This window comes from Aestuariibacter salexigens DSM 15300 (assembly GCF_000429145.1).
Taxonomy (GTDB): Bacteria; Pseudomonadota; Gammaproteobacteria; order Enterobacterales; family Alteromonadaceae; genus Aestuariibacter; species Aestuariibacter salexigens.
Window position 1 is genome coordinate 760566 of sequence record NZ_AUBH01000001.1, and the last position, 24806, is coordinate 785371.

The 24806-nt window shown below is 50.6% G+C and carries 17 protein-coding genes; 5 read left to right on the forward strand and 12 right to left on the reverse strand.

The features are described 5' to 3' along the window. The first annotated feature begins 260 nt into the window (after window positions 1-260). Window positions 261-1007: a YciK family oxidoreductase gene (locus tag G441_RS0103460; RefSeq protein ID WP_026375064.1), complete on the forward strand. Its 747-nt coding sequence runs from the start codon at window positions 261-263 to the stop codon at window positions 1005-1007. Window positions 1008-1028: 21 nt separating this feature from the next. On the opposite strand, the gene glnS is transcribed toward G441_RS0103460, so the two are convergent. Continuing rightward, window positions 1029-2693, reverse strand: coding sequence for a glutamine--tRNA ligase (glnS, locus tag G441_RS0103465; RefSeq protein WP_026375065.1), 1665 nt, complete (start codon window positions 2691-2693; stop codon window positions 1029-1031). Between the two features lie 216 nt (window positions 2694-2909). Between glnS and G441_RS0103470 the strand changes: the two genes are divergently transcribed. Next, window positions 2910-3956, forward strand: a complete 1047-nt coding sequence (locus G441_RS0103470; protein ID WP_026375066.1) for a LacI family DNA-binding transcriptional regulator — start codon at window positions 2910-2912, stop codon at window positions 3954-3956. A gap of 26 nt (window positions 3957-3982) precedes the next feature. On the opposite strand, the gene G441_RS0103475 is transcribed toward G441_RS0103470, so the two are convergent. From G441_RS0103475 to G441_RS17790, 4 genes are read right to left on the reverse strand one after another with little or no spacing between them, the layout of a single operon-like run. Beyond that, window positions 3983-5701 carry an alpha-amylase family glycosyl hydrolase gene (locus G441_RS0103475; protein WP_034474187.1) on the reverse strand — a complete coding sequence of 573 codons (1719 nt, stop codon included), beginning with the start codon at window positions 5699-5701 and terminating at the stop codon, window positions 3983-3985. Window positions 5702-5722: 21 nt separating this feature from the next. Next, window positions 5723-7210, reverse strand: coding sequence for an MFS transporter (locus G441_RS0103480; RefSeq protein ID WP_026375068.1), 1488 nt, complete (start codon window positions 7208-7210; stop codon window positions 5723-5725). Between the two features lie 33 nt (window positions 7211-7243). Then, a complete protein-coding gene (locus G441_RS0103485; RefSeq protein WP_026375069.1) occupies window positions 7244-9097 on the reverse strand; it encodes a glycoside hydrolase family 13 protein in 1854 nt (617 codons plus the stop codon). Continuing rightward, on the reverse strand, window positions 9094-11112 hold the full coding sequence (locus G441_RS17790; RefSeq protein WP_051275300.1) for a glycoside hydrolase family 97 protein: 2019 nt from the start codon (window positions 11110-11112) through the stop codon (window positions 9094-9096). The genes G441_RS0103485 and G441_RS17790 overlap by 4 nt, the downstream gene beginning before the upstream one ends. A gap of 198 nt (window positions 11113-11310) precedes the next feature. Here G441_RS17790 and G441_RS17795 point away from each other — a divergent pair, with 198 nt between their 5' ends. Beyond that, window positions 11311-12819 (forward strand): tryptophan halogenase family protein, encoded by a 1509-nt coding sequence (locus G441_RS17795; protein WP_051275301.1) that lies wholly within the window; start codon window positions 11311-11313, stop codon window positions 12817-12819. A 10-nt stretch (window positions 12820-12829) separates the two neighbouring features. Here the strand turns inward: G441_RS17795 and G441_RS17800 are convergent, their stop codons facing one another. The 6 genes from G441_RS17800 to G441_RS0103525 form a co-directional block, all read right to left on the reverse strand. Then, complete coding sequence (locus tag G441_RS17800) at window positions 12830-15229, reverse strand: glycoside hydrolase family 31 protein (protein ID WP_034474190.1); 2400 nt, start codon at window positions 15227-15229, stop codon at window positions 12830-12832. A 5-nt stretch (window positions 15230-15234) separates the two neighbouring features. Continuing rightward, a complete protein-coding gene (locus G441_RS0103505; protein WP_240485069.1) occupies window positions 15235-16077 on the reverse strand; it encodes an alpha/beta hydrolase in 843 nt (280 codons plus the stop codon). Next, complete coding sequence (locus G441_RS0103510; RefSeq protein WP_034474196.1) at window positions 16074-17993, reverse strand: alpha-amylase family glycosyl hydrolase; 1920 nt, start codon at window positions 17991-17993, stop codon at window positions 16074-16076. Before G441_RS0103510 ends, G441_RS0103505 begins: the two co-directional genes overlap by 4 nt. Window positions 17994-18110: 117 nt before the next feature. After that, window positions 18111-18263: a DUF5989 family protein gene (locus tag G441_RS19815; protein ID WP_169726039.1), complete on the reverse strand. Its 153-nt coding sequence runs from the start codon at window positions 18261-18263 to the stop codon at window positions 18111-18113. Further along, a complete protein-coding gene (locus tag G441_RS0103520) occupies window positions 18263-18667 on the reverse strand; it encodes an SxtJ family membrane protein (RefSeq protein ID WP_026375072.1) in 405 nt (134 codons plus the stop codon). The genes G441_RS19815 and G441_RS0103520 overlap by 1 nt, the downstream gene beginning before the upstream one ends. Next, a complete protein-coding gene (locus tag G441_RS0103525) occupies window positions 18667-20550 on the reverse strand; it encodes a carbamoyltransferase family protein (protein ID WP_026375073.1) in 1884 nt (627 codons plus the stop codon). Before G441_RS0103525 ends, G441_RS0103520 begins: the two co-directional genes overlap by 1 nt. Window positions 20551-20729: 179 nt before the next feature. Here G441_RS0103525 and G441_RS17805 point away from each other — a divergent pair, with 179 nt between their 5' ends. After that, the gene (locus G441_RS17805; protein ID WP_034474199.1) at window positions 20730-22526 is read left to right on the forward strand and encodes an SGNH/GDSL hydrolase family protein; all 1797 of its coding nucleotides are present in this window, start codon (window positions 20730-20732) and stop codon (window positions 22524-22526) included. A gap of 3 nt (window positions 22527-22529) precedes the next feature. Then, window positions 22530-24212: an SGNH/GDSL hydrolase family protein gene (locus tag G441_RS0103535; RefSeq protein ID WP_026375074.1), complete on the forward strand. Its 1683-nt coding sequence runs from the start codon at window positions 22530-22532 to the stop codon at window positions 24210-24212. On the opposite strand, the gene G441_RS0103540 is transcribed toward G441_RS0103535, so the two are convergent. Beyond that, window positions 24205-24771 carry a lipid-binding SYLF domain-containing protein gene (locus tag G441_RS0103540; protein WP_034474201.1) on the reverse strand — a complete coding sequence of 189 codons (567 nt, stop codon included), beginning with the start codon at window positions 24769-24771 and terminating at the stop codon, window positions 24205-24207. The genes G441_RS0103535 and G441_RS0103540 overlap by 8 nt on opposite strands. Window positions 24772-24806: the final 35 nt, after the last annotated feature.

Below are 24806 nucleotides of genomic sequence, written 5' to 3' on the forward strand. Positions count from 1 at the left end.
TATGACGTCCAATCTTATTGGCTTTGTCATCACAATGCAAAGGTTTGTTAACTATTTGTAATTGTAGCTGTACAAGGCGTCAAAACGCCAATCCAGTTGCTCGATTGTATCATTGCCTGATCATCAGGAATGGTTTTTTCTGTCGGTTTTCAGGTTTACATCATACAACGCTTCAGTGATACTCTCGCGCTCGTCGGCACGCCCAGAGTGACGGGCTGCAGTGGTTCACTTTTGTTTAACTATCTGGCAGGTTTTTATTCATGCATGATTATTCCCCTACTCCCGACTATCTGAAAAATCGCGTTATTCTGGTGACCGGCGCGGGAGATGGTATCGGACGACAGGCTGCGCTTGAGTACGCTGCATATGGCGCAACGGTTATTCTGTTGGGACGCACAGTGAAGAAACTGGAAGCAGTATATGACGAAATCGTCGCTGCCAACGGGCCAGAGCCGGCCATCGTGCCAATGGATTTAAAAGGCGCAACGGTTAAACATTACCAGGATATGGCGGTCACCATCGAACAGCAGTTTGGTGCACTGCATGGTATACTGCATAACGCCAGTTTACTTGGACACCTCTCTCCGTTTAAGGAAATTCAGGAAAACGAATATAACGATATTATGCGCGTCAATGTGCACGCCGACTTTTTTATGACACAGGCATTACTTCCGGTGTTGTTAAAGGCAGACAACGCTTCGGTGATTTTCACATCGTCAGGGGTCGGCAGTAAAGGAAGGGCGTTCTGGGGAAGCTATGCCATCTCCAAGTTTGCCACCGAAGGGATGATGCAGGTTATCGCAGACGAGTACGACAACAGCACATTGCGATTTAACTGTATCAATCCGGGGAAAACCCGCACGGCGATGCGCGCCAGTGCGTATCCCGCTGAGGATCCATTAACGCTGCGCACACCCGAGGAGATTATGGGCGTTTACCACTATTTGATGAGTGATGACAGTGTGAACGTGACCGGCCAGACCCTGAAGGCCCAGCCAGACAAATAGCGACAACGATTTCGCCGACCATTAGTCGGCGATTTTTGCCCATGAATCGCGCAAGCCCACGGTGCGGTTAAACACCATTTTTGCTTCGCCAGACTCTTTATCCACACAGAAATAACCGGTGCGTTCAAACTGAAACGCATCGCATTCTGCAGCGTTAGCGAGTGAAGGCTCTACCCAGCCAGTGACCACACTCAGAGAGTCGGGGTTAATGGCCTCGACGAAGTTCTCTGCTGCTGCAGGATTCGGCAACGTGAATAAACGGTCATACAGCCTGAACTCAGCAGGCAGCGCGTGCTGCGCAGACACCCAGTGGATCACACCTTTCACCTTGCGGCCGTCGGCAGGATCTTTGCCTAGCGTATCCGGGTCATAGCTACAGTAGACCGTCGTGACGTTGCCTTGCTCATCCTGTTCAAAGCGTTCAGCCTTGATGACGTAGGCATTACGCAAACGCACTTCTTTACCCAGTACCAGGCGCTTGAATTTCTTGTTCGCAGATTCTCTAAAATCTTCTGCTTCGATGTACACTTCACGGCTGAATGGTACGGTGCGATGACCCAACTCTTCGCGATTAGGGTGACGGGGCGCGGTGAGCTCTTCAACCTGATCTTCCGGGAAGTTCTCGATCACTACTTTAATCGGGTCCAGAACTGCCATGGCACGCGGCGCGTTGGCATTCAGGTCGTCACGGATACAGGCTTCCAGCATACCCATTTCGACCAGATTATCCATTTTTGTCACGCCGATTCGAGCACAGAATTCACGCACGGAGGCCGGCGTGTAACCGCGGCGACGCAATCCAGCAATGGTCGGCATACGCGGATCATCCCAGCCTGCAACATGATTTTCGTCAACCAATTGAATAAGCTTCCGTTTACTGAGGACCGTGTACTCTAAGTTAAGACGCGAAAACTCATACTGTCTGGGCGTGGTGTCAATGCTGATGTTCTCTATCACCCAGTCGTACAGTCTGCGGTTATCTTGAAACTCAAGGGTACATAATGAGTGTGTGATACCTTCAATTGCATCCGAAATACAGTGGGTAAAATCATACATCGGATAGATGCACCAGCTGTCGCCGGTCTGGTGATGGTGAGCAAACTTGACCCGGTAAAGAACGGGATCACGCATACACATGAACGGTGATGTCATGTCAATCTTTGCACGCAGGCAACACTGTCCCTCTTCATAATGACCGTTGGTCATCTTTTCAAAATGGGTCAGGTTTTCTTCCACAGAGGTGTCCCGATACGGACTATTCGTGCCGGGCTCTGTTAGGGTGCCGCGCATTTCACGCATCTGCTCCTGACTGGAAAAGTCGACATAGGCCAGACCTTTTTCAATCAACTCGACCGCGTAATCGTGTAACTGCTGGAAGTAATCTGATGAATAGCGAACATCACCATCCCACTGATAGCCCAGCCACTGCACATCGTTCATGATGGAGTGAACATAGTCGATGTTTTCTTTTTCCGGATTGGTATCGTCGAAACGCAGATTGCAGCGCCCTGAATAATCGTCAGCGATGCCAAAATTCAGACAAATCGATTTTGCGTGTCCGATATGTAAATACCCGTTTGGCTCAGGAGGAAAACGGGTATGAACCGTTGTATGCAAGCCATTGGCCAGATCCTTATCAATGATCTGACGAATAAAGTTGGTCGGACGATGTTCTGTCTCGGCCATTCATTCAACCTCGAATAATAAAAGTGGGTGTTTAATTAAGGCGCGCAGTATACCACTAAGTGTCGTTAGCTTAAGGACTTTATCGACAACAAAACCTATCTGGTTTGCAACGTTAGCACCGAAAAGCCATGACTAGGCATTGCGTTGGCCGAGTTCGCTGGTGTATAACCTTAAAAAGCGCGTTGCGCAGAAAAATAATAACACCCTACATTGATTATGAAAGATAAAGCGACGTCATTTGACATTGCTCACAGAGCAGGCGTTTCTCAGTCGACGGTGAGTCGTGCACTGAGCAACAGTCCGCTGGTCAATCCGGAAACCCGCGAGCGGATCCAGAAGATTGCCCAAGAGCTAAACTACAAAGTTGATAAAAACGCCAGTAACCTGCGCAAGCAACAGAGCAAAACGATCGCCTTGTTGCTGTTTGAGGACCCCACCTCAGACGACTCCATGATCAATCCGTTCTTTCTGTCGATGCTGGGCAGTATCACCCGTGCCTGCTCGAATGCCGGCTACGACCTGCTCGTATCGTTTCAAAACATGAATGATGACTGGCACGCTGAATACGAAGATTCGCATAAAGCAGATGGCATTATCCTGCTTGGCTATGGCAATTACCTGGATTACAAAGACAAAATTGACCAGTTGATTGACCAGGGCACCCATTTTGTCAGATGGGGCGCTCAGGATGCCGAGCACCCAGGCGTATCGATTGGTTGTGATAACTTTCAGGGTGGCTTTGATGTGACCCGACATCTTCTCAACCTCGGTCATAAACATTTTGCGTTTATCGGCGGCGCTGACAACAGCGCGCCTGAATTTATGGCGCGCTTTACCGGTCATGTGGACGCCCTACAGCAAGCAGGCGTGTTAGGTCAAAAAGCCTACCAGTACGACGCCATCTCGACAGAAGAATCTGGCTATCAGGCAGTGATGACCATGCTTGCCGAAGGCTACCAGCCTGATGCCGTCGTTTGCGCCAGCGATGTGATTGCGCTCGGTGTATTGCAGGCGCTGCGTGATAAAAAAATCAGTGTGCCCGAGCAAATCGCGGTAGTGGGGTATGACAACATTACGGTCTCGTCATTTACTACGCCGGCACTGACGACCGTTCAGCAAAATACCCGTCTGGCAGGCGAAATCCTGGTCGAAAAACTGCTGAAGATGATCGCAGGTGAGCAGGTTCAGCCTTACCTGATGCCGGTCGATGTCGTCGTCAGACAATCCTGCGGCACAAAGCAAAGCATATTGGTAGGTAAGTAGGGCCGCAGCGTGCGGCCCCTCACGTATTATTTATTCGCCATCAACGTCATCAATGTATCTTCAAGCGCCTGATGGTTAACCACACCGTCACGCACCCAAACCTGCACGCCATTGGCTGGCACGTCAGAACTGAACGTTTGACCCTGGGTTAATGTGACCGTCTTGCCGCTCAGCTGCTCCTGCCACTGCCCCGCCTGAACAAACTTCTGCACGTTGATTGTTGCAGGTGTTTGGCCTTTATTTAACAGTACCAGTGCAGTCTGCGCGGTATCACCGTCTTGCAAAACCCGATAGAACGCCGCGTGGTGACCTTCAAACAGCACATTCACCTGCAAACCACGCTGCAGGGCCGGCGTTGTTTTTCTGACATTGGCGATCTGCTTCAGCGATTGATAAATAGGATGTTGAGACGCCCGGTCAATATTTTCCTGCCCATAATAATTGCGATTTCCAGCATGCTCAGCGGTACCGCGCATAAAACCAATTTCCGAGCCCTGATACACAACTGGAATACCGCGGCTGGTAAATAGCCAGTTGTTGGCATTAATAAAACCTTCGTCACTGGCATTCATGCGGCGCATATCATGATTATCGTAAAAGGTGGTCAGATCATAGGGGTTTTGATAAGGCCCATGAGTCAGGTGCAAATAAGAGGTCAGCGCGGCAAAATCGCTGTCCGGATCTTCAAACACCTTTGTCATGGCCTGCTGACCGGGAAAATCCAGTACGCTAATGCCACCGTTCTTCGGCTGTGTGTGCTGAGCGATGAAGTTAGCATTGTAGTCATAGCTTTCCGCGAACATGAAAAAATCAGGGTGTTGCTCACGAATGCGATCCGCCATCGTCTTCCAGAAATGATGTGGTACGTGCTTGATGGTATCAATTCTGAATGCATCTGCGCCCTGCTCTATCCAGTACAAATAACTGTTGATCAGATAATCCTGTACCGCTGGATTGGACTCATCCAGATTCGACAGCTGCATGATGTCCTTTTCACGGTGGAAAAATGCATGTAGAGGTTCATCGCCGCTGAGCGCTTCAGGCTCGAGGTTTTGATGATCTGCCACCAAGTTTCCCTCGATGTCATACAGCTCACCAAATTTGGGCTGATCTACGGGCATGGAAAAAGAAGGTGAACCGTGATTTGCTACGACATCAAAGACGGTTTTAATACCAAATTCATCACGCAGTGTTTGGGTCAGGGTTTTGTAATCCAAATCAGTAGATGGATAGTGTTCATCCACCTGATAAAAATTGTTCGCCCAGTATCCGTGGTAACCAGTCTTGCCGCCATCTTTGAACATACCGCCAAATTCAATCGGCTCACCACCGGCAAAGGCCTGGTCAGGATTGTCCACTATCGGCGTTAACCACAGTGCAGTGAAACCCATATCGCGGATATAGTCAGCGTTGTTGAGGATCCCTTTAAAGTCGCCGCCCATGTAGCCGACATACGCAGTCTGCCCTTCTGGTCCGGTCAATTCACCCTGCCAGGTAGGATAGTCTCCTCCCTGCTGTTCATAATTATTACTCGGGTCGCCGTCAACAAAGCGGTCGGTCATAGCAAAGTAAATCGCTTCAGCAGCAAAGGGTTCACGGGTACCAAAATACTCAGGCAACTCAGTTTGTGTGATTGTCTGTTCGGCAACAGGCATGTCTGTTGTCTGTGATACAGGCTGGCAGGCAACGAAAAAAGCCGTGCCTGATAACAGGCAGAAATGTCGTAATGTAGACTGTTGTTTCATAGCATAATCCTTGTGCAACGGTTACTCGATGACAGCAGCAGCGGCATTTGGATCCTGCACTTCCTGCTCTTTGACTAAAAATACCGACGCGGCTCCCAACATCATAAATACGCCGGCCAGCACCACGATATACACAGCCTGATTGGCAAACACGCTGCCCAGGATTAACCCTGACAGCAGACCTGACACAATCTGTGGCGCCGCTATGGTGAAGTTAAAAATACCCATGTAGACACCGGTCTTATCCGCCGGCAGTGCGCCCGCTAAAATCGCATACGGCATGGCTAAAATAGCTGCCCACGCAATGCCCACACCAATCATCGACAGCACCAGCCCGACAGCGCCCTGCGGCACGGTAACCTCGGTAACGAGTAAATTGACATGTACCAGCGTTGGGTCCTGAAACAGCAGGAAACTGATATAACCAAGCCCCCCGGCGACAAGTGACAGAGAGTACACGGTTTTTCTGCCGAAGGTATCCGCCAGCTTGGTTAGCACAACGGCGAATAACACCGAGAAAATCGCCTGCGCGGCATATAGAATACCTACCCAGTCACCTGCGCTGCTTTTCGCCGCAGCAATCTCGGCGGGAATCCCACCCGCTGCCTCGATGTAGGCCGGGTCATACCACTCTACGCCGACGCCCCAAATGTGCTGTCCCATTGCTGCCGGAAAATACGTCCACATGATAAATAGTGCAAACCAGGAAAAGAATTGCACAATTGCTAGTCGCTTCATTATTGGTGGCATGTCTTTCATCAATTGCCAGAAGCCGGCCAGTTTCTCACCAAGTGAACGTTTCTCCTGCTGCGGTTTGGCCGCTTGCGCAGCATCCATTCCTTTATAACGATAATATTCTTCAGGCGGGTATTCTTTGGTTCTGAACACTGTCCACAATACGGAACCCAACAGTAAGGTCGCACCAATATAAAATGACCAGATAACAGAAGGCGCAACCTCCCCCGCTTCGGCAACGTTGTCCAGGCCAATAACGTTGGTAAACACAAATGGCAGAATAGAGCCGATTACCGCACCGATATTAATCAGTAGAGTCTGGATGGAGTATCCCAGATTACGCTGCTCCGGCGGTACCATGTCTGACACCAGCGAACGAAACGGCTGAAAGGTCACGTTAAACGCCGCATCTTTAATTGCGAAAATCAGCAGACCAAAGATCATAGGCGGCAAAATAGCCACCACCATGGATGAATTAGGCAGCAATGCCATCGCGGTTGCAGCAACAAACGCACCACCGAAAATAAATGGCAGACGGCGGCCAAGGCGATTCCAGGTACGGTCAGATGCTGCGCCAACAATCGGCTGCACAATCAGGCCCATGACCGGTGCGGCCAGCCAGAAAAGCGACAGCGAAGACAGGTCTGCGCCTAAATCTGACAGAATACGACTGACGTTGCCGTTTTGCAGTGCGAACCCGACTTGCACGCCTAGAAAGCCAAAACTGACGTTCCATACCTGCCAAAAGCTGAGTTGTGGTTGTTGCTTGCTCATGATGTTCTCTCTTCGCGCGACATGCGGTGATGGTTATTGTTGTATTTGTAAAATTAACGTTTGCTTCGGTCCGACGGTGAGGGTGTCCTCAAGACGGTAAGGACGTCCCGTGATCGCATCTGCGGCGTTCACCGGACCGCGCAATACTTCTGAAAAACGCTGCAGATCGAGGCTGGCAGGCTGATCATTTTTATTCAGCACGACCATCACCTGCTGTCGTTCGCTGGTTCTGAAAAACACATAGGTGCCGTTGTCAGGTGCATATTGCGTTAACTTGCCACGGGCAATGGCGTCACTGGTTTGACGCCAGTTCAACAAGCGTTTAAAAAACAGCTGCATATCCTGCTGCAGTGGTGATAGCCCTTTGCCAGTAAAAGCATTGACTAAGTCATCGCTCCAGCCACCAGGAAAATCAGACCGGATAATGCCATGATCATCCGTACCCGCATTACTCATGGCGATTTCAGTGCCATAGAACACCTGGGGGATGCCACGCATGGTCATAATGAAACTCATCGCCATTTTCAGCAATTCAGGATCTTCATTGAGCTGAGTAAACACTCGACTCATGTCGTGATTATCACCGAATACGACTAGGTTGTATGGGTCGCCATAGAGAAAATCACTGGCGATGAGCTCATACAGCTTACGTAGTCCGGTGGCCCAGGTTTCCGGCTCCTGCAGCGCGCTGATCAACGTGGTCTGCAGTGGGAAGTCCATCACGCTTGGAAGGTAAGACTGATAGTCGTCATGCCGACGGCTGTCCTGTTGCCAGTACGCAACAATAGCAGGATTGACAGACCACTCCTCGCCGACAATATTGAAATTCGGATACTCCTGCATGACGCGACGCGTCCACTCGCCGAGAAAGGCCTTATCTGAATATGAGTAGGTGTCGACACGGATCCCCGATAAATCAGCAAACTCTATCCACCAAATCGCATTTTGAATTAAATAGGTCGCCAAGTGAGGGTTGCGCTGATTAAGATCAGGCATGGTTTCCACAAACCAGCCATCATTAAATGCCTGTTTGTCTATCATCGCGCCATGCGGATCGTGCAGTGCCTCGCGCCGATGCGAAGTCGGAGTGAATTCACCGCCATTGTTAATCCAATCTGCACTGGGCAAATCTTTCATCCACCAATGTTCAGAGCCTATATGATTGAGGATCACATCCATAATCACGCCGATGCCGCGCTGCCTCGCCTGAGCGGATAACTCTGCGTAAAGCGCATTACTACCAAGTCTGGGATCAATGTTGTAATAATCGGTGGTGCTGTAGCCATGATAGGAATACTGGGGCATATCATTGACCAGCAATGGCATGGTCCAGATTTGCGTGAACCCCATATCTTCAATGTAGTCGAGGTGCGCTATGATCCCCTGAATATCACCACCGTGACGACCACCTTTATAGGCGCGCTCTGGTCCTTCCCGAAGTCCCTCGACCTGGTCATTCGCTGGATCGCCGTTGGCAAATCGGTCTGGCGTGATGAGATAAATCACATCAGAGGCGTCAAAGCCCTGTCTTTGCGCAGAGCCTGCACGACGACGCTTGAATTCATATGGGCGAGACACACTCTCACCACTTGGCAACACAAACTCCAGTGATGCGATGCCGGGCCTTAAGGTGTCTGACAGTGATAAATAGATAAACGCATAGTTTGGGTTATCCAGTGACTCGACGCGTTCAATCTGTACCCCTGGATAATCGAGACGCACCTGAGCGCCTGCAATGTTGTCGCCATGCACCATGAGCTGCAAGTCGGGATGCACCATATCGGCCCACCAAAATGAGGGCTCGACCCGTTCAAGGCTTTGTGCATAAGTTACACCCTGAACTAACAGTAAAAATGCTACAACGAGAAGTCTTGTCATTATCATCATCTCTTTATCAGTGCGAACCTGACGGCTGCACCACCGCTGGGTGCAAGACGCAAAGTCAGCACGTCTTCCTTGTCTACTGCTGTTGATTGTATAACGTATTGATAGGGATTGGTCTGCCAAGTCGCCTCTTCGCCGTCTTTATAGATCTGCGCCTGATAGCGAACATTCGCATCCAGAAACGATAGCGGAATAGTTAACACTCTTTCATTTTCATCAGTGATAGCGCCCAGATACCAGTCTTCACCATCGCGCTGCTTTCTGGCAATGGCAACGAAATCACCTACCTCACCCTGTAAAGCAATACTGTGTGACCAGTCGGTTGGCACGTCAACAATAAACTGAAACGCGTCCTGATACTGTGCATAATGTTCAGGCAGATCGGCGACCATCTGAATAGGGCTGTACAGGGCCACATAAAGTGCGAGCTGTTTCATCAAGGTAGTCTGAACCCGGTTTTCTGCATCAAGGCCGTTCGCTGCCAGATTAAAGATGCCAGGCGTAAAATCCATTGGTCCGGATAGCATGCGCGTAAATGCCAGATTAACTTCATGTTCGGGCGGGTTCGGCGGTGAGCCCCAGGCGTTGAACTCTTGTCCCCTGGCGCCCTCGCGACTGATCCAGTTTGGGTAGGTACGTCGCAGACCGGTATCTTTAATCGGTTCATGGGTATTAATGCTGATCTTGTATTTGGCTGCCAGTTCCACGCTGCGCAGGTAATGATTGACGCCGTACTGACTGTCATGCCACTCATAACGGGTGATCCCTTGTTCATCTACCCGTTTCATCTGACCACCATCGGCCACGTAACCTGTTTTTACCTGTCTGACATCGAGCGAGTCATACAGCGCATAGGCCCGCTCCACTTGCTGTTCGTAATGCGTCACACTGCCTGATGTTTCATGGTGACCAACCAGGCGCACGCCTTTTTCGCGGGCATAGGATGACACTGCTGCCAAATCGAAGTCGGTGTAGGCCTTTGTAAAATTAAACAGGTCGCCATCTTTGAACCAGTCTCCGTCCCAGCCGTGATTCCAGCCTTCCACCAGCACACCGTCGAAGCCATGCTGTGCAGCAAAATCAATATATTGTCTGGCCCGTTCTGTTGTCGCACCGTGCACACCATCATTGCCCCATGAGAATTTGCCCAGATGCATTCCCCACCAGATACCCACATACTTTCCGGGCTCGACCCAATCTACGTTACCCAACATATTGGCGTCATTTAAATTTATGATCAGGTCAGAATTGATTAAACCCACTGCATTGGGCGCAACCTGAATGGTGCGCCATGGTGAGATAAAATCATCACGAGTAAGCACTTTAAGACCATCTGAGCGCGGCACTAATGCGGCCTTCAGCGTACCGCTGCGCCTCTGGTCCAGATACATTGAGGCAAAATCGACCAACGCTGCTTCATGAATGCTGATGTGGATGCCATCTTGTCGACGAACAGTGAATGGCGTGTGAACGCGATCGATGTCTGCGAAACCGCTTTGTTGGTACAAAAACTCATAGCGATTCCATCCTAGCGCCGGTATCCACCACGCCTGAGCCTGTTCGCTTTGCGTCAGCGTAGACTCTGTCAGCTCGTCAGTGATAGCGATGCCCTGCTCACCAGAACCCAGCATCTCATAGCGAAACCCTATGCCGTCGTTATACACGCGCCATCTTACTTGCAACGCTGCAAAAGAGTCATCCGGCAAGGTAAATCCTGTAAGCGCCTCGGTAAATTGATTAATAACATGCTGTCTCTCACCCCAGCGTTGCGACCACGTATCGTTGAATGTTTTTGGTGTGATATCGTTGAGGCGTTCGCCCTGCAGCCCAAAGGCCGGGCGATCACGAAACACTATGCCCAGTCGTGCATCGCGGATTACGGTGACACCATTAAACGTCACGCTATAGCGCAATCCATCCTGGTCGGTGATCTGAACGGTCAGATTTTTATCCGGCGACACTATACGCACGGACTTGGCCAGACATGCCGTCGAGATGCCGCTCAACAGCATTAGCATAGCTATTAACAAACCAACCCGTAGCAATGTAGACTCTCCAGAGGACGTTAATCACATGTTAACATTTGAGCTACGCATACTACCCGCACAGCTCACATAGCAACAAACATTTGCATACGTATTCAACGTATATGGGATAGGCAATATCAGGCAATGACAGTAAAAATGGGCCGTAAATTTTAAGCAAGGACACATGGCATGGCAGATCGCTCCGATGCGGCACGTAAACAGATTGTAATTATTGGCGGTGGTACCGCAGGGTGGATGGCAGCAACATTAATGCAGCATCACCTTGGTCCGCAGGGCTTTGCGATCACCCTGATTGAGTCTCCGCAGATAGGCATTATCGGCGTTGGTGAAGGATCGACGCCACAATTGAGACAGTTCTTCGATACCTTAGGCATTGCAGAATCAGAGTGGATGCCAGCGTGCAATGCCACTTATAAAAATGGCATTCGTTTTGAAGGATGGGGCCACAGAGCGGAATCTGATCACTATTTTCACCCCTTTCCATCCTTGCCAGACAGACAGACGGCTGGTCTCTTTTTACAACACTGCTTTCAACGTCGCCAAGGCATTGATGTGCATGCCCATCCCGATGCCTTTTTTCTCGCAGCGCATCTGGCTGAGCATCGCCTCAGTCCGCTTTCACACGAAGGCCAATATCTAGGTGTCAGCTACGCCTATCATTTTGATTCGGCCTTATTAGGGCAATTTCTCGGCAAGATCGCGAGAAGCAGAGGCATTCGTCATATTCAGGCCAACGTGACCGAGGTGCAATGTCATACCAGCGGCGCGATTAGCGCCGTGCAGCTCGACAGCGGTGAAGACCTTCAGGCAGAACTGTTTGTTGACTGTTCAGGCTTTCGAGGGTTGCTGATCCAGCAGGCCCTACACGAGCCGTTTGTACCCTTTGCGGATAATCTATTTAACGATTCGGCAATCGCCATTCCTTCTGCTGTAGAGCCCTGCCCCGGCACACAAACCAGTTCTGTTGCGATGCAGGCCGGCTGGCGCTGGCATATTCCGCTGACGTCACGGGTTGGTAACGGCTATGTATATAGCTCGTCATATATCAGTGCGGATCAGGCCGAGACCGAACTGCGTAGCGAACTTGGCCTTCTCGATAGCGACGTTGAGGCTCGTCATCTAAAAATGAAAGTAGGACGACTGGCCAATCATTGGGTGAAAAACTGTTTGGCGGTAGGATTATCTCAAGGATTTATCGAACCACTGGAAGCCACCGCCTTGCACCTGGTTCAGGAAACCATCAGCAGTTTCTGTAGTGCTTTTATTGCCGGTCAATGCAGTGCGTTGCACCGTGATGAATTTAACCAACGTATCAACGCCCGATTCGAAGGGATCCGTGACTATATCGTCTGTCATTACAAGGTGAATGGCAAAGAGGGTCAATACTGGCAGGATAATCGCGACAACACCCTTCTGTCAGATAATCTGCAAGCGGTACTGGACAGCTGGCAGCGCGGTCAGGACATTACGCAAACCATTAACAGCCGCAACATGGCACAATACTATCCGTCTGTGTCATGGCACTGTTTGCTGGCAGGCTATGGCGTTTTTCCCACTCCTAACTCACCACCACCAGCTAATGCGGTACAGTTAAAGCAGCAGGTTGCTCAGGCGATAGCTGAAATGGCGAAACGTTTTGCTCATCAGGCTGACGTGCTCATCGCAACGTCAGCCTGAATTCGACACGTTATTTTACCGATACGGTAAGCGAATCCGTCCAGGATGTTGTTATACGCAAGGTGCCAGACTGACTATCCCATGCGGTTTGCCGCTGCACAGATGACATTACCTGACCATTAATGGTGATGGCACCGGGCTGCTGTGCAAGGTTCTGAATGACGAGCGTAAGCTTACGCACATCAGGTGAACCTTGATAGCGACCTTCACGGTTAAAACTGAGAATAAGTTCAGAATCTGTCGCTGTTGCGCCCATCGATAAGGTTTCAAACTTGCCTTCGGCCAACGTATCCGGTGTTTTTCCGTCATCTTCTAACATGGTGTACTCGGCGCGGCTGACGCTCTCATCATGATAATAGGTCACCGTCAGCTCGCGTGTGCTGTAATCATCAAGATGCTGTGTCGGCGCGATGCTTGGAATAAAGCTCCCTGCTCTGACCAGCACAGGCAAACGTTCGAGAGGTGCAGCCACAGTAACTGCCTGGGTACCCTGATAGCGTTCACCGGTCCAGTAGTCAAACCACACACCGCCGGGCAGCGGCATGCTTACTTCAGTTGCGGCCTGCTCTGTTACCGGTTTGACTAAAAACGCATCCCCCCACAGGAAGGCCTGCTTTTCTGCCAACAGCTCAGGGTTATTTTCATCTTCAAAAAACAGCGGACGCATTAATGGCATGCCCGATAAGCTGTTTTGCATACTTAAGCTGTAGTGATACGGCATAAGCGCATAGCGAAGTTTGATATATCGGCGCACAATATCCTGCACGGAGGCGTCATGAAATACTGGCTCTGGCGCGATATGTTCCTGCGCATGAGGGCGAAACACCGGTTGGAACGCACCAAACTGTAACCAGCGGATGTAAAGTTCCGGGTCGAACACCTCGCCACCGGCAAAGCCTCCTAAATCGGAGTGGGTATAGGCCAGTCCAAACAGACTCATTTGCAGTCCTAGTTCAACCTGCGGTTTTAAGCCGCCCCAGGAGCGGTCGACGTCACCGGTCCATGGGATCATGCCGTAACGCTGACTGCCAACGAAGCCGCTGCGCATCATCACAAATGGACGAGCATCAGGCTGCATGGCCAGCGTGCGCTCGTAAACCATTTGCGCCCACTTATGTCCATAAGCATTGTGAATTTCATCACCGGTAACCGTGACGCCGTCCAACGTGTGAAGGCTATCAGCGGGATGTACTTCCGGTTCGCCCAAATCGCCCCACCAGCCAGCAACGCCCTGCTCAGCAAGACGCTGGTAAAACGACCAGAACCAGTCATTGGCGCGCTCATCAAAAACATCAACCAGCCCGGTATTACCGAAATAGAAATCAAACCGCCTCGGCTTGCCGGCGTGATCCTTGGCCAGCGCGCCGGCGTCCACTGCACTTTGCCAGGTTTTAGCATTGCTCAAAATAAAAGGCTCGGTGATCACCACGGTTTTTACGCCTTTTTCGCGCAAATCCCGCATCATGCCTGCCGGGTTTGGCCATGCCCCAATGTCCCAGTCCAGGTTACCCATATGGCCTTTGATATCCGGCCCGAACCAATATAAATCGAGCACCACGGCATCCAGCGGAAAGTCCTTATCGATAAAGCGCTGCACGGTATCGCGGGTTTCCTGCTCGCTGTGATAGCCAAAACGAGACGCAAAGTTACCCAGGGCCCAACGCGGTGGCAACGGCTGTTTGCCAGTCACGCGTACATAGTTTTCAATGAGCTTGGGGTAATCCTGACCGGCAATAACGATATAAGACGTACGTCCACCAACGGCCTCAAATTGCAACACATCGGGATCGGTATGGCCTAAATCCATAAATCCATTGGCTGAATTATCAAATATCAGCATGTATTTTTTATCGGACATCACCGCCGACAGGCTGTAATACATCTGACTTGATTCGGTGGTGTAGCCATAGTGCGCACGGTTGTACAACGGCAGCCGATGGCCTCGTCGGTCCATACCCAATACGCGCTGACCGCCGCCCATGAGTTTTTCATTTTCATCCAGTCTGAAACGAAAGCCACGCACAGTGTCCTGCACAAATAACCCCACTTCTTCTGCCAGTAACAGTTGACCGCTCTGGTAATAGTCGATGCGCAAAGGAGATTTGTTGATCACCGCAGTCAGTTCAGGTGCCACAAAGGTCAGTGCCTTGTCATTTTCCTGCACTGATACGTCAGTAGATACGGGCTCACCCGCACGGGCAAACGACTGAATTTGTTTAACATTGTGCGACTGGTAAAACGCTTCCATCGCGCCTTCATGGAGCGCAGTTAACGTAAGGCGCCCTTCATCGGTGTTGATGACAAGTGCCTGACCAGTCAATTGATGGCTAACGTAGCTTGCTGCATGTGTCTGTAAACAAACTAAAGCGACTACCAGCAGCGCATAGCGTCTTATGGATGAAAAGCTCATGATGATTATTGCCCGTTTTCGTTATTATTATTGAAAAGCCAACTGACCGCGGCGCCGAATTCATCGCGCCAGAACGCTTCATTGTGTTCAGCGCCCTGCACAATTTTACTGGTGAATTGCTGCTCGCTGATACCAGCTTTACGAAGCTGATCACGCATGCGAGTCAGCCCCTCTACCATACCTTCACCCTCTTCAGTTCCGACCAGCATAGCGAGTCTTGCATCCTTTGCCAGAGTTCGAGCCGCGGTAAAATCAAATACCGCGTCTGCGTACCAGTATGACGGCGAAAACACACCGGCTTTGGAAAACGTTTCAGGAAATGCGAACAGAGCAAAATGTGACATGAGTCCGCCCATCGAGCTGCCCATGATTGCGGTATGCTGCCGTGCGGCCAGTGTGCGATATTGCCTGTCAATCATGGGTTTTACCGTATCGACGATAAAGCGCATATACTGCATTCCTTCTGCCTCACCGAAGCGCGGATTGGTCCAGGGACTGAGCTCGTTCATACGCTTTTCCTGGCCGTTATCAATACCCACAACAATGAGTTTCAGGCTCTGCTCTGCAGCAAGCTTGTCCAGCGTCTCATCGATCTGCCATTCACCGGCATAAGCGGTTTTCGCATCAAACAGGTTCTGCCCATCATGCATGTACAGCACCGGATAAAGTTCTTCACTGTCGGCGTAACCCGGTGGCAGATACACTCTGATAATGCGTTCGCGTTCCAGTCCCGGCATAACAACAGGTTCATTAATGAGCACCGTGCCAGACGGTTTTTGCTGCGCGCTACTTAACGGGCTCAGGAGCACGCATAACAACAGCAGCGCGCTGAGGGATCTTATGTTCACAGTGTCCAGGCTCGCGATGCCAGAGGTGCAAGCGAAACTGTCACTCGTCCAACGCCTTGCGATACGACCAGCGTGGCGTCACTGCCTTCCAGTTCGTCACGTAGTGGATATTGTCCGTCTTCAAGCATCCAGCGTGCAATAACATCGTCAGGCACTCGTAAATCAAAGGTGGCGCTGTTGGCGCTATCAAAGTTAATGACCACCAGCAAACGCGCATCGTCCTGCCAGCGCACAAAAGCAAACTGCTGGTCGCTGTAATCAGTGCCTGACTGACGGTTTGCACTGTGAATACTTTGATAGTTGCCGGCCATAGCAGGGTGGTATGCAGCAACGTTCATGATGTTGATATAGTAGTCACGCAGTGCGCTTTCCTGCTCGGTCAGCTGGCCACCGTCAAACTTGCCCTCGTTCATCCAGCGTTGATGGGCAGGCACTCCGGCATAATCAAAAATCGTGGTACGAGTCGGATCGCCGAATCCGGTTTCTTCACTGCCATCCTCACCCACATCCTGCGCGAAATACAGCATCGTCGGCGCGCGGCTTATCAGCGCAGATGCCACCATTGCAGGCTTGCCCTTATTCACATCGCCTGCAAAATCAGGGCTGGCGATGCGCTGTTCGTCATGGTTTTCCAGAAAATGCAGCATATGCTGTTCGATATCCATGACCTTGTCATGCACAGACTCAAGCGCATCAGCACTACCACGGCCCTGCATGAGCGGCTTCAGCGTGTCGTAAAAACCCACCTTGTCATACAAATAATCCATTTTGCCAAGATGCAGATAGTCACGATACAAATCCGGGTTATAAACCTCTGCCAGCAGGAACGCGTCCGGGTCCTTCATCTTGATAGATGAGTTTAAATAACTCCAGAACTCAACCGGCACCATTTCAGCCATATCGTAGCGAAAGCCGTTCACGCCTTTGTCCAGCCAGTAATGCACGATGTCGTGAAATTTATGCCAGCTATCCGGCAGGTCTTTATCAGCCCAGAATGCCGCATGTTCACGGTAGTCTTTATCAGCATAGTCGGCAGGCAAGCGGGGAAAATCATAGCTGCCGTCAGGCTTAACACCATAGTTAACTTTTACAGTTTCATACCAGTCGTGAAAATGCGGTTGTGCGGCACGGGAACCGTTACCCGTCCATTTCGCCGGGGATTCGTCGAACTGCCCGTCTGCCAGAGGATGGTTATCGCCACCCAAGGGTTGGTAGTCTCCCTCAGGTTCAGGTACCGCGAAAGATTCGCCAACAATGTAGTAAAAATTGTTGTCTCTGGCATATTCAACGCTGGTGTCATCGTTGGCACCGAAATCACTGACGCCGTCCGGCTTGCTTAATGATTCATAACGACGGGCAACATGATTAGGCACGATATCAATCAACACTTTCATGCCATGAGCGTGAGTGCGCTCTATCAGTGCTACAAACTCTTCAAGTCGACGAGCAGGGTCATCCGCCAGATCAGGATTCACATTGTAATAATCTTTAACGGCATAAGGTGAACCCGCGCGGCCTTTGACCACATCCGGATCGTCCAGACTGATACCATACTCCGTGTAATCGTTGATCACGGCATGATGAGGAATACCGGTGTACCAGACATGAGACACACCAAGCTGCTTGATGCCAGCCAGGGCTTCGTCAGTAAAGTCACTGAATTTGCCCACGCCATTTTGTTCAATGGTGCCCCACGGCGCGTTGGTACTATTGGTATTTCCAAACAGGCGCGTAAACACCTGATACACCACTGGCTTGCTATGCTTTTTATCTAGTTGCTCAGCAGCTGTCACATCACCCTCCTGTATTTTCGTATCAGAAGGAGCGTGTGGAGACGAGCAGGCAAACAATAGCGTGGAGGCGAGAATAACAGGTGCAAATACGTTAATCGGTCTGGTTGGCGTTACATTCAGCATAGAACACTCTTGAGTGGTCAGGTACCTGGATGTCCTGACCGACCCGTAAAATTTGTCATGTCCGCTATGTTAACGGTTGGTTAACAGAAACGTCAGCCTGTTGCATACGTATTCACGCTAAAAAAGCGTGTAGATAAATGTCGCCAGTGAGGATTGTTGCGTGGCCACGACCAGTGCACCAAGCAGCGCCATAATGACAATAATAGGTAATAGCCAAAGCTTTTTTCGCACCCGTAAAAAGGCCCACAGATCCTGTAAAAATTCCACCATTAAAAGGGACGCTCCAATTCTTGTTTAGTCTCACCCGGCTTACGTTCACCCCAGTTTGAATCAGGCTTTACCGGTGTTCTTCTATATTGCAGTTTACCCACCGCTCTGGCGAGTAAGCCAAATGGCGTGATCAGCAGAAAGAAAACGGCTGCCAGTATAATTCTAGTATTGATCCAGCCTAACACGAGCGCAATCGCCATCCATGCCCGGTAAGGATAATAAATACCCCGTGGATAAACGACATGGAGTGACAGCATGACAACACTCACCGCAAACGGCCACAGCATGACTGAATGGCCGAACAACCAGGGTAACAATAGCGCGAATACCGCCGGGAAAGCCCAGCTCATCATTAATGCGAATTGCTTGAGCTCCTGCGTGTCATGACGAGTAATCGTTATCATCAGTCTTCCTCAAAAGTGACAGCTTTCGCCCGCTCAATATCCGCTGCGCGCTGCTCGGCTTTCATCAACACACAGTTGCCGACGACCAGTACGTCCATATCGGTCGCCCAAAAGCATCGTAAGGCATCGTCTACGCTGAGCACCGGTGGCTCGCCACGTACGTTAAACGAAGTATTAATTAGTATGCCAAGCCCGGTGTGTTGCTTAAACGCTTCTATCAATGCATAGAAGCGAGAGTTGCGCTGACTATCCACTGTTTGCACCCGAGCTGAATAATCCACATGGGTTATTGCCGGTATATCGGACAGCGGTGACTCCAACATTGCCAGACCGGACACGCCCGCAGCTTTTGGCTGACGCCGCTTCTCATCCACATCTGCCACCAGCAGCATATAAGGACTTGGCTTGTCGAGATTGAAGAAATTGCTGACATCCTGCTCTAACACCGCAGGAGCAAAAGGCCGGAATGATTCACGCTGCTTAATTTTTAAATTCATCTGTCGCTGCATGCTGGCACTGCGTGGATCGCCGAGAATAGAACGATTGCCCAGCGCACGGGGACCAAACTCAGCGCGGCCCTGAAACCACCCTACTACCTGCTCATTCGCCAAAAGCTGCGCGACATGCGCAAACAAGGTGTCATCATTCAGATAATGAAATGGCACCTTTTGTAATTCAAGCTGCGCGACGACATCTTCGTTGCTGTAGCTCGGTCCCAGCTGTGCACCGCGCATACTATCTGGCAGTTCAGGTTGGCGCTGACCGTCAAAATAGCCATGCCACGCCATCAATGCCGCGCCCAGCGCGCCACCGGCATCACCCGCCGCGGGCTGGATCCAGATGTCCTCAAACGGCCCTTCTCGCAAGATGCGCCCGTTCGCTACACAGTTAAGCGCCACACCGCCAGCCAGACACAAACGTGTCACGCCAGTTTGATTAAAGGCATGATGAGCCATCTTCAGTACCACCTGCTCAGTGACCTCCTGAATCGAGCGAGCAATATCCATTTGCAGCTGAGTAGGTGCAGATGCGTCGTCAAATCGAGGATGACCAAACAGGCTTTCGAACTTTTTATTGATCATCGAGGCGCCAGCCGAATAATCGAAGTAATCAAGGTTCAGAGCGAAGCTGCCATCCTCAAACAGCGTGATCAGATGTTCCAAAATAGTGTCGACAAATCGCGGCTCGCCGTAGGGCGCCAGCCCCATCAGCTTGTACTCGCCAGAATTTACCTTAAACCCACAGTAATAGGTAAACGCTGAATACAACAGGCCGAGAGAATGTGGAAAATGTATTTCGGCTAGGGGTGTCAGCGTGTTGCCTTTGCCTAGCCACATTGACGAGGTTGCCCATTCCCCTACTCCATCCAGACTCAACACCACCGCCTGTTCAAATGGACTGGCAAAAAAAGCCGATGCGGCGTGAGACTGATGATGTTCGGTAAAAAGCAGTGTCGGCAGGCCTGGGCGTTTATCGCGCTTTTTCTCGGCTGCCACGCTGGTGCCGTTTTGCTCTGCACGTTGTTTGTGGACAAGTGCTCTTAGCTCACGGCGCAGCAGTGACTTGAAATACAGTTTTTCTTTCAGCCATACCGGCATCGACCGTAAAAATGACTGAAAGCCAAACGGCGCATGGCCCAGATAGGTTTCCAGAAGTCGCTCAAATTTCAGCATAGGCTTGTCGTAAAAGACAATGGCATCGAGCTGCTCAAGGCAAAGATTCGCTTCACCCAGGCAATATTCAATGGCTTTGTCCGGAAACGACGGATCGTGTTTAACCCGGGTAAACCGCTCTTGCTGAGCGGCAGCAACGATAGTGCCATCAATCACCAGCGCCGCAGCACTGTCATGGTAAAGTGCGGATATCCCTAAAATGGCGGTCATGAGTACTGCTTAGTGAAAAGACTGCTGGTAGGTCAAAAAGTGAAAGTATTGAACCAGAAAAGTCGCGTCAGTGGCAAGCACATGTCGAAACCCCAAAAAACTCTACTTGACCGGGCATGATGGAGTTTTCTAGTCTAGATGGCTGAATTTACTCAGGCCAGAAATTACCAACGCGTCGCATGTCCTCTTCTTCAACACCCAAATCTTTTTATCTGATTGCACTGGCCATACCGGTTATGCTTATCCTGGCGTTCGAGGGCCTATTGCGTCTGACAGTCAGCGTAAAAGACTACCCGTTGTTTGTGCCAGCAAGCGAAAAGAGCGACGTCTGGCAGCCTAACCCCGACCTGATAAAACGCTACTTCCATCACCCAGACCTCGCGCCAAACGTGAGCCCGGATACGCAATTATTTACATTGCAGAAAGCACCGGGACAAGTACGTATTGTGGTGATGGGTGGCTCGACTGCAGCGGGCTTTCCTTATGGACGCTTTGGCTCTCTGTCCGGCATGTTACAACAGCGTGTTAAACGCCTTTATCCTGATAAGGATATTGAGGTGCTGTCGGTCGCGATTTCGAGCATCAACACCTACACACTGATTGATATTGTCGATGAAGTGCTGGCCATTGAGCCTGATGCCGTGCTGATATACACCGGCCACAATGAATTTCTGGGGGTCATGGGCGTAGGCTCCAGCTATGCATCTTATGGCAGTGCATGGCTGACCCGGGCGTTTTTATTTTTTCGCGACTGGCGCCTATTCCAACTGATGCAATCAGTGCTTATTTCTGCGCCTGATAGTCGTGCACAAGGCGTCAGTGACCATACTGTCATGGCGTCGATTGCCAAGCATAAACATATTGAATTTGGCAGCGAAATGTACCAAAAAGGCGTCGAACAGTTTGAAAATAACCTGAATTATTTGATTGGAAAGATTGCTGATAATGACGTCAAAACCTTTGTTGCCACGATAGCGTCCAACGATACCGGACAGCCTCCATTTTCCGGCAATACGCTGGATAATCCTACCCTAGCCTCATGCATGACAGGGCGCTTGCTGGATAAAGCGGTCAGTTCAGCGTTAGTAAAACAATACGCTGACAGCGCCAATGCGCATTTCTGTCACGCTCGAGTGTTGGAACATCGCGGTGATATCAATACGGCGCAACAGCATTACACGCGTGCCAGCGATTTAGACGGCCTGCGCTTTCGTGCCCCCAGTGAATTCAATCAGGTGATCATGCAAACAGCACTGCAATATGATGCGTATCTGGTTGATGTGCACAGTGCGATGCAACAAGCATCCGTGACGGGACTTATCGGTAATAACCTGATGCTCGAACACCTGCATCCGAACAAACGCGGATATTTTGTGCTGGCAGAGGCCTTTGCACAGTCTATCGCCAATAATTGGTTAACCCCATCGATATCACTTGAAGCGTCGCGGCAGATAGCATGGCAGGAGGTACCGTTAACCGAGGCGGATGAGTTGTATGCGCAATTTAAAATAAACCAGTTGACCAATGATTATCCCTTTAAAGACACCCCGACAACCGTGACATTTGATGATAAATATACGTTTGCCGGTGATATTACCTGGCGACGTATACAGGGAGAACCCTGGCTCGACCTGCAGCAATCTCAGCTTAAGGGATATCAGCGTCAACAGCGCTGGACAGAAGCGGCGCGGGTGGCGGGCATTTTGTATGATGCATTGCCGTTTGAATCACAGACAGCCAATGCGTCAGCTAGCCTGCACCTGCGAGCGGAAAAACCAAAGCTGGCTGCATGGTATGCGCGACGGGCCGTGCAATTGCAGCCGGACAATATCGATAGTCGATTAACTCTGGCGGAAGCCCTGTTTAAATCCGCTGAGCGTGATCAGGCCATTGCACAGCTTGAACACATACTGACTATTGAGCCTGATAACCGACGGGCCAGCTACTTCCTGTCGCAGCTAAAAGGAGTGAAGTAAGTCATGCGGATCTGGCTGTTCAGGCTCATTGCCATTGCCCTGCCATTTGTTTTTCTTATCCTTTTTGAAGGGCTTCTCAGGCTGGTCGGTTTCGGTCAGACCGTACCGCTTTTTATCGATAATCCTGCCCATCCCGACTATCGACTTGCCAGGCCAGATATCATTTCCCGCTACTTTCCAGATCCCAATCGCGCGCCAAATGTGACACTGGAACCCACCTTTTTCCTCAAAGACAAGCCTGAAAATAGCGTGCGAATCGTGGTACAGGGCGGCTCGACCGCGGCCGGTTTCCCCTATGGATTAGGTGCGTCTCTGGCCGGAATGCTCGAACACAGACTGCGTGCTTCACTGCCCTCTCATCATGTAGAGGTAATCAATACCTCATTGTCTGCAGTGAATTCCTACACCTTATTGGATTTAGCCGACGATATCGTCGAGATCGCGCCTGATGCCGTCCTGATCTACGCAGGTCACAATGAATATCTGGGTATATTAGGCGTTGGCTCAAATTATACCGACATTACCAACCCAGCCATTATGAGGCTGTATCTATCACTTAAAGAGTGGCGATTGTTTCAGCTTATGCAGTCACTGTACGCAGCATTCCTGCCCGCAGCTACGAATGAGGCAGGCGCTTCACGCACCTTGATGGCACAGATCGCAAAGCATAAGGATATTCCGTATGGCTCTGCTATGTATAACGCTGGCATTGAGCAGTTTACCGGCAATATGCAACGTCTGATAGAGACATACCGTGCGCACGGCATACCGGTTTACATTGCCACCATGGCGTCAAACCTGGCCAATCAGGCGCCATTTTCCAGTTCACCCATGACCGACAATGAGCGCATGCTTCTGCAGGATTACGCGCAGGGCAAGAGCGTTAATATTGATTCAGATACGCGCACGTATAGTGCCGATTTTTGGTATGCGATAGGACGCAGCGCCCAGGCTCGCGGACAGCATGAACAGGCGCGCGCCTACTTTACCCATGCTAAAGACGCCGACCTGTTAAGATTCAGAGCACCGCAGGCAATCAATGACGTCATTCAGGGCCTGGCTGACCGTCCTGGCGTCACCTTAGTTGATAGTGAAGCTCACCTGCGTAGCCGCAGCGCCAATGGCATTATCGGCAATGCCTTAATGCTGGAGCACCTGCACCCCAATCTACAGGGTTATTTCTTATTAGCAGACAGTTTTTATCGCGCTATTGAAAGCCAAGGCCAGTTTACACCGTGGAAAAACATTAGCATTGAACAGGCGTGGCGCAATCGCCCTGTATTGCCTGCTGAGGAATATATGGGGTTTGCGATGGTGAAGCGGCTCATGGCGGATTATCCGTTTGTCGATGAGCCACAAATGCTTGCCCTGCCTCGTCCTGCCGACGAGCACCAGCGGTTAGGTCTGGCGCTGTTTGAGAAGAACATCAGCTGGCTGGAGATGGTAAAACGGTCACAGCAGCTGTATCGACAGCAGAATAATCGTGAGATGGTGATAAAAACCAGCCGTTTGCTGGCTGACGCCCTGCCACACGATCCTGAAATAAATGCTAAAGCCGCTGCCCTGATGACAGAGCAGCAAAACTGGGCCGAAGCGTATTATTATTTACGAAGAAGCCAGCGCGCCGGTAACGTCACGCCGGGTATAGAAAAACAATTACGCATGTTGCAGGCAAAGCTTAATTAAGCTCTGAATCTTTCCAGAATTTTGTGCCTTTTACGGTGGCCTGCAATGCCAGCCCTGCTTCGGTGAACGTGTAGACGGTCACGTCGCCATAATAGGCCTCACCTTCCACTGAGCCGCCTTTATCTCCCGCTTTGGCTGCCGCATCAGCATTACCACCGAAGGTCCAGCCCGACTCAATAAACTGATTCAGGGCCTTCTCGGTATGGAACACCATGACTATGCGATAATCCTTCGCACCAAAACCGAGACCTACACCCGCTTCAGCCATATTCATGTAGGTGTATTGCTTAGTACGCATGTTGCGCGCTACACCATAGCCGCCACCGGCGGCAATGAATATGACATTGACATTAGCGTTGGAGAATACGGCATAGCCAGCGGCAGAATTAATTTGCTCGCGCACATCCGGTTTATCCCGATAAAGTTGCGTGAGCGTCTCATCTTTCATTTGTAGGGTAGCCTGACGTTTTTCCGCCACGCTGGACGAAGAGGACGTAGATGCACAGCCAGTTATTATAAGTGTCATTAAGCAAAACGTGAGTGTCAGTGCTTTTTTCATTATTGATCCTTTGTTCTTTCTATCTTAAAGCATGC

Coding starts and splice junctions, on each gene's coding strand:
- G441_RS0103460 (WP_026375064.1), top strand. CDS start 261: ATGCATGATTATTCCCCTACTCCCGACTATCTGAAAAATCGCGTTATT.
- glnS (WP_026375065.1), bottom strand. CDS start 2,693: ATGGCCGAGACAGAACATCGTCCGACCAACTTTATTCGTCAGATCATT.
- G441_RS0103470 (WP_026375066.1), top strand. CDS start 2,910: ATGAAAGATAAAGCGACGTCATTTGACATTGCTCACAGAGCAGGCGTT.
- G441_RS0103475 (WP_034474187.1), bottom strand. CDS start 5,701: ATGAAACAACAGTCTACATTACGACATTTCTGCCTGTTATCAGGCACG.
- G441_RS0103480 (WP_026375068.1), bottom strand. CDS start 7,210: ATGAGCAAGCAACAACCACAACTCAGCTTTTGGCAGGTATGGAACGTC.
- G441_RS0103485 (WP_026375069.1), bottom strand. CDS start 9,097: ATGATGATAATGACAAGACTTCTCGTTGTAGCATTTTTACTGTTAGTT.
- G441_RS17790 (WP_051275300.1), bottom strand. CDS start 11,112: ATGCTAATGCTGTTGAGCGGCATCTCGACGGCATGTCTGGCCAAGTCC.
- G441_RS17795 (WP_051275301.1), top strand. CDS start 11,311: ATGGCAGATCGCTCCGATGCGGCACGTAAACAGATTGTAATTATTGGC.
- G441_RS17800 (WP_034474190.1), bottom strand. CDS start 15,229: ATGAGCTTTTCATCCATAAGACGCTATGCGCTGCTGGTAGTCGCTTTA.
- G441_RS0103510 (WP_034474196.1), bottom strand. CDS start 17,993: ATGCTGAATGTAACGCCAACCAGACCGATTAACGTATTTGCACCTGTT.
- G441_RS19815 (WP_169726039.1), bottom strand. CDS start 18,263: ATGGTGGAATTTTTACAGGATCTGTGGGCCTTTTTACGGGTGCGAAAA.
- G441_RS0103520 (WP_026375072.1), bottom strand. CDS start 18,667: ATGATAACGATTACTCGTCATGACACGCAGGAGCTCAAGCAATTCGCA.
- G441_RS0103525 (WP_026375073.1), bottom strand. CDS start 20,550: ATGACCGCCATTTTAGGGATATCCGCACTTTACCATGACAGTGCTGCG.
- G441_RS17805 (WP_034474199.1), top strand. CDS start 20,730: ATGTCCTCTTCTTCAACACCCAAATCTTTTTATCTGATTGCACTGGCC.
- G441_RS0103535 (WP_026375074.1), top strand. CDS start 22,530: ATGCGGATCTGGCTGTTCAGGCTCATTGCCATTGCCCTGCCATTTGTT.
- G441_RS0103540 (WP_034474201.1), bottom strand. CDS start 24,771: ATGAAAAAAGCACTGACACTCACGTTTTGCTTAATGACACTTATAATA.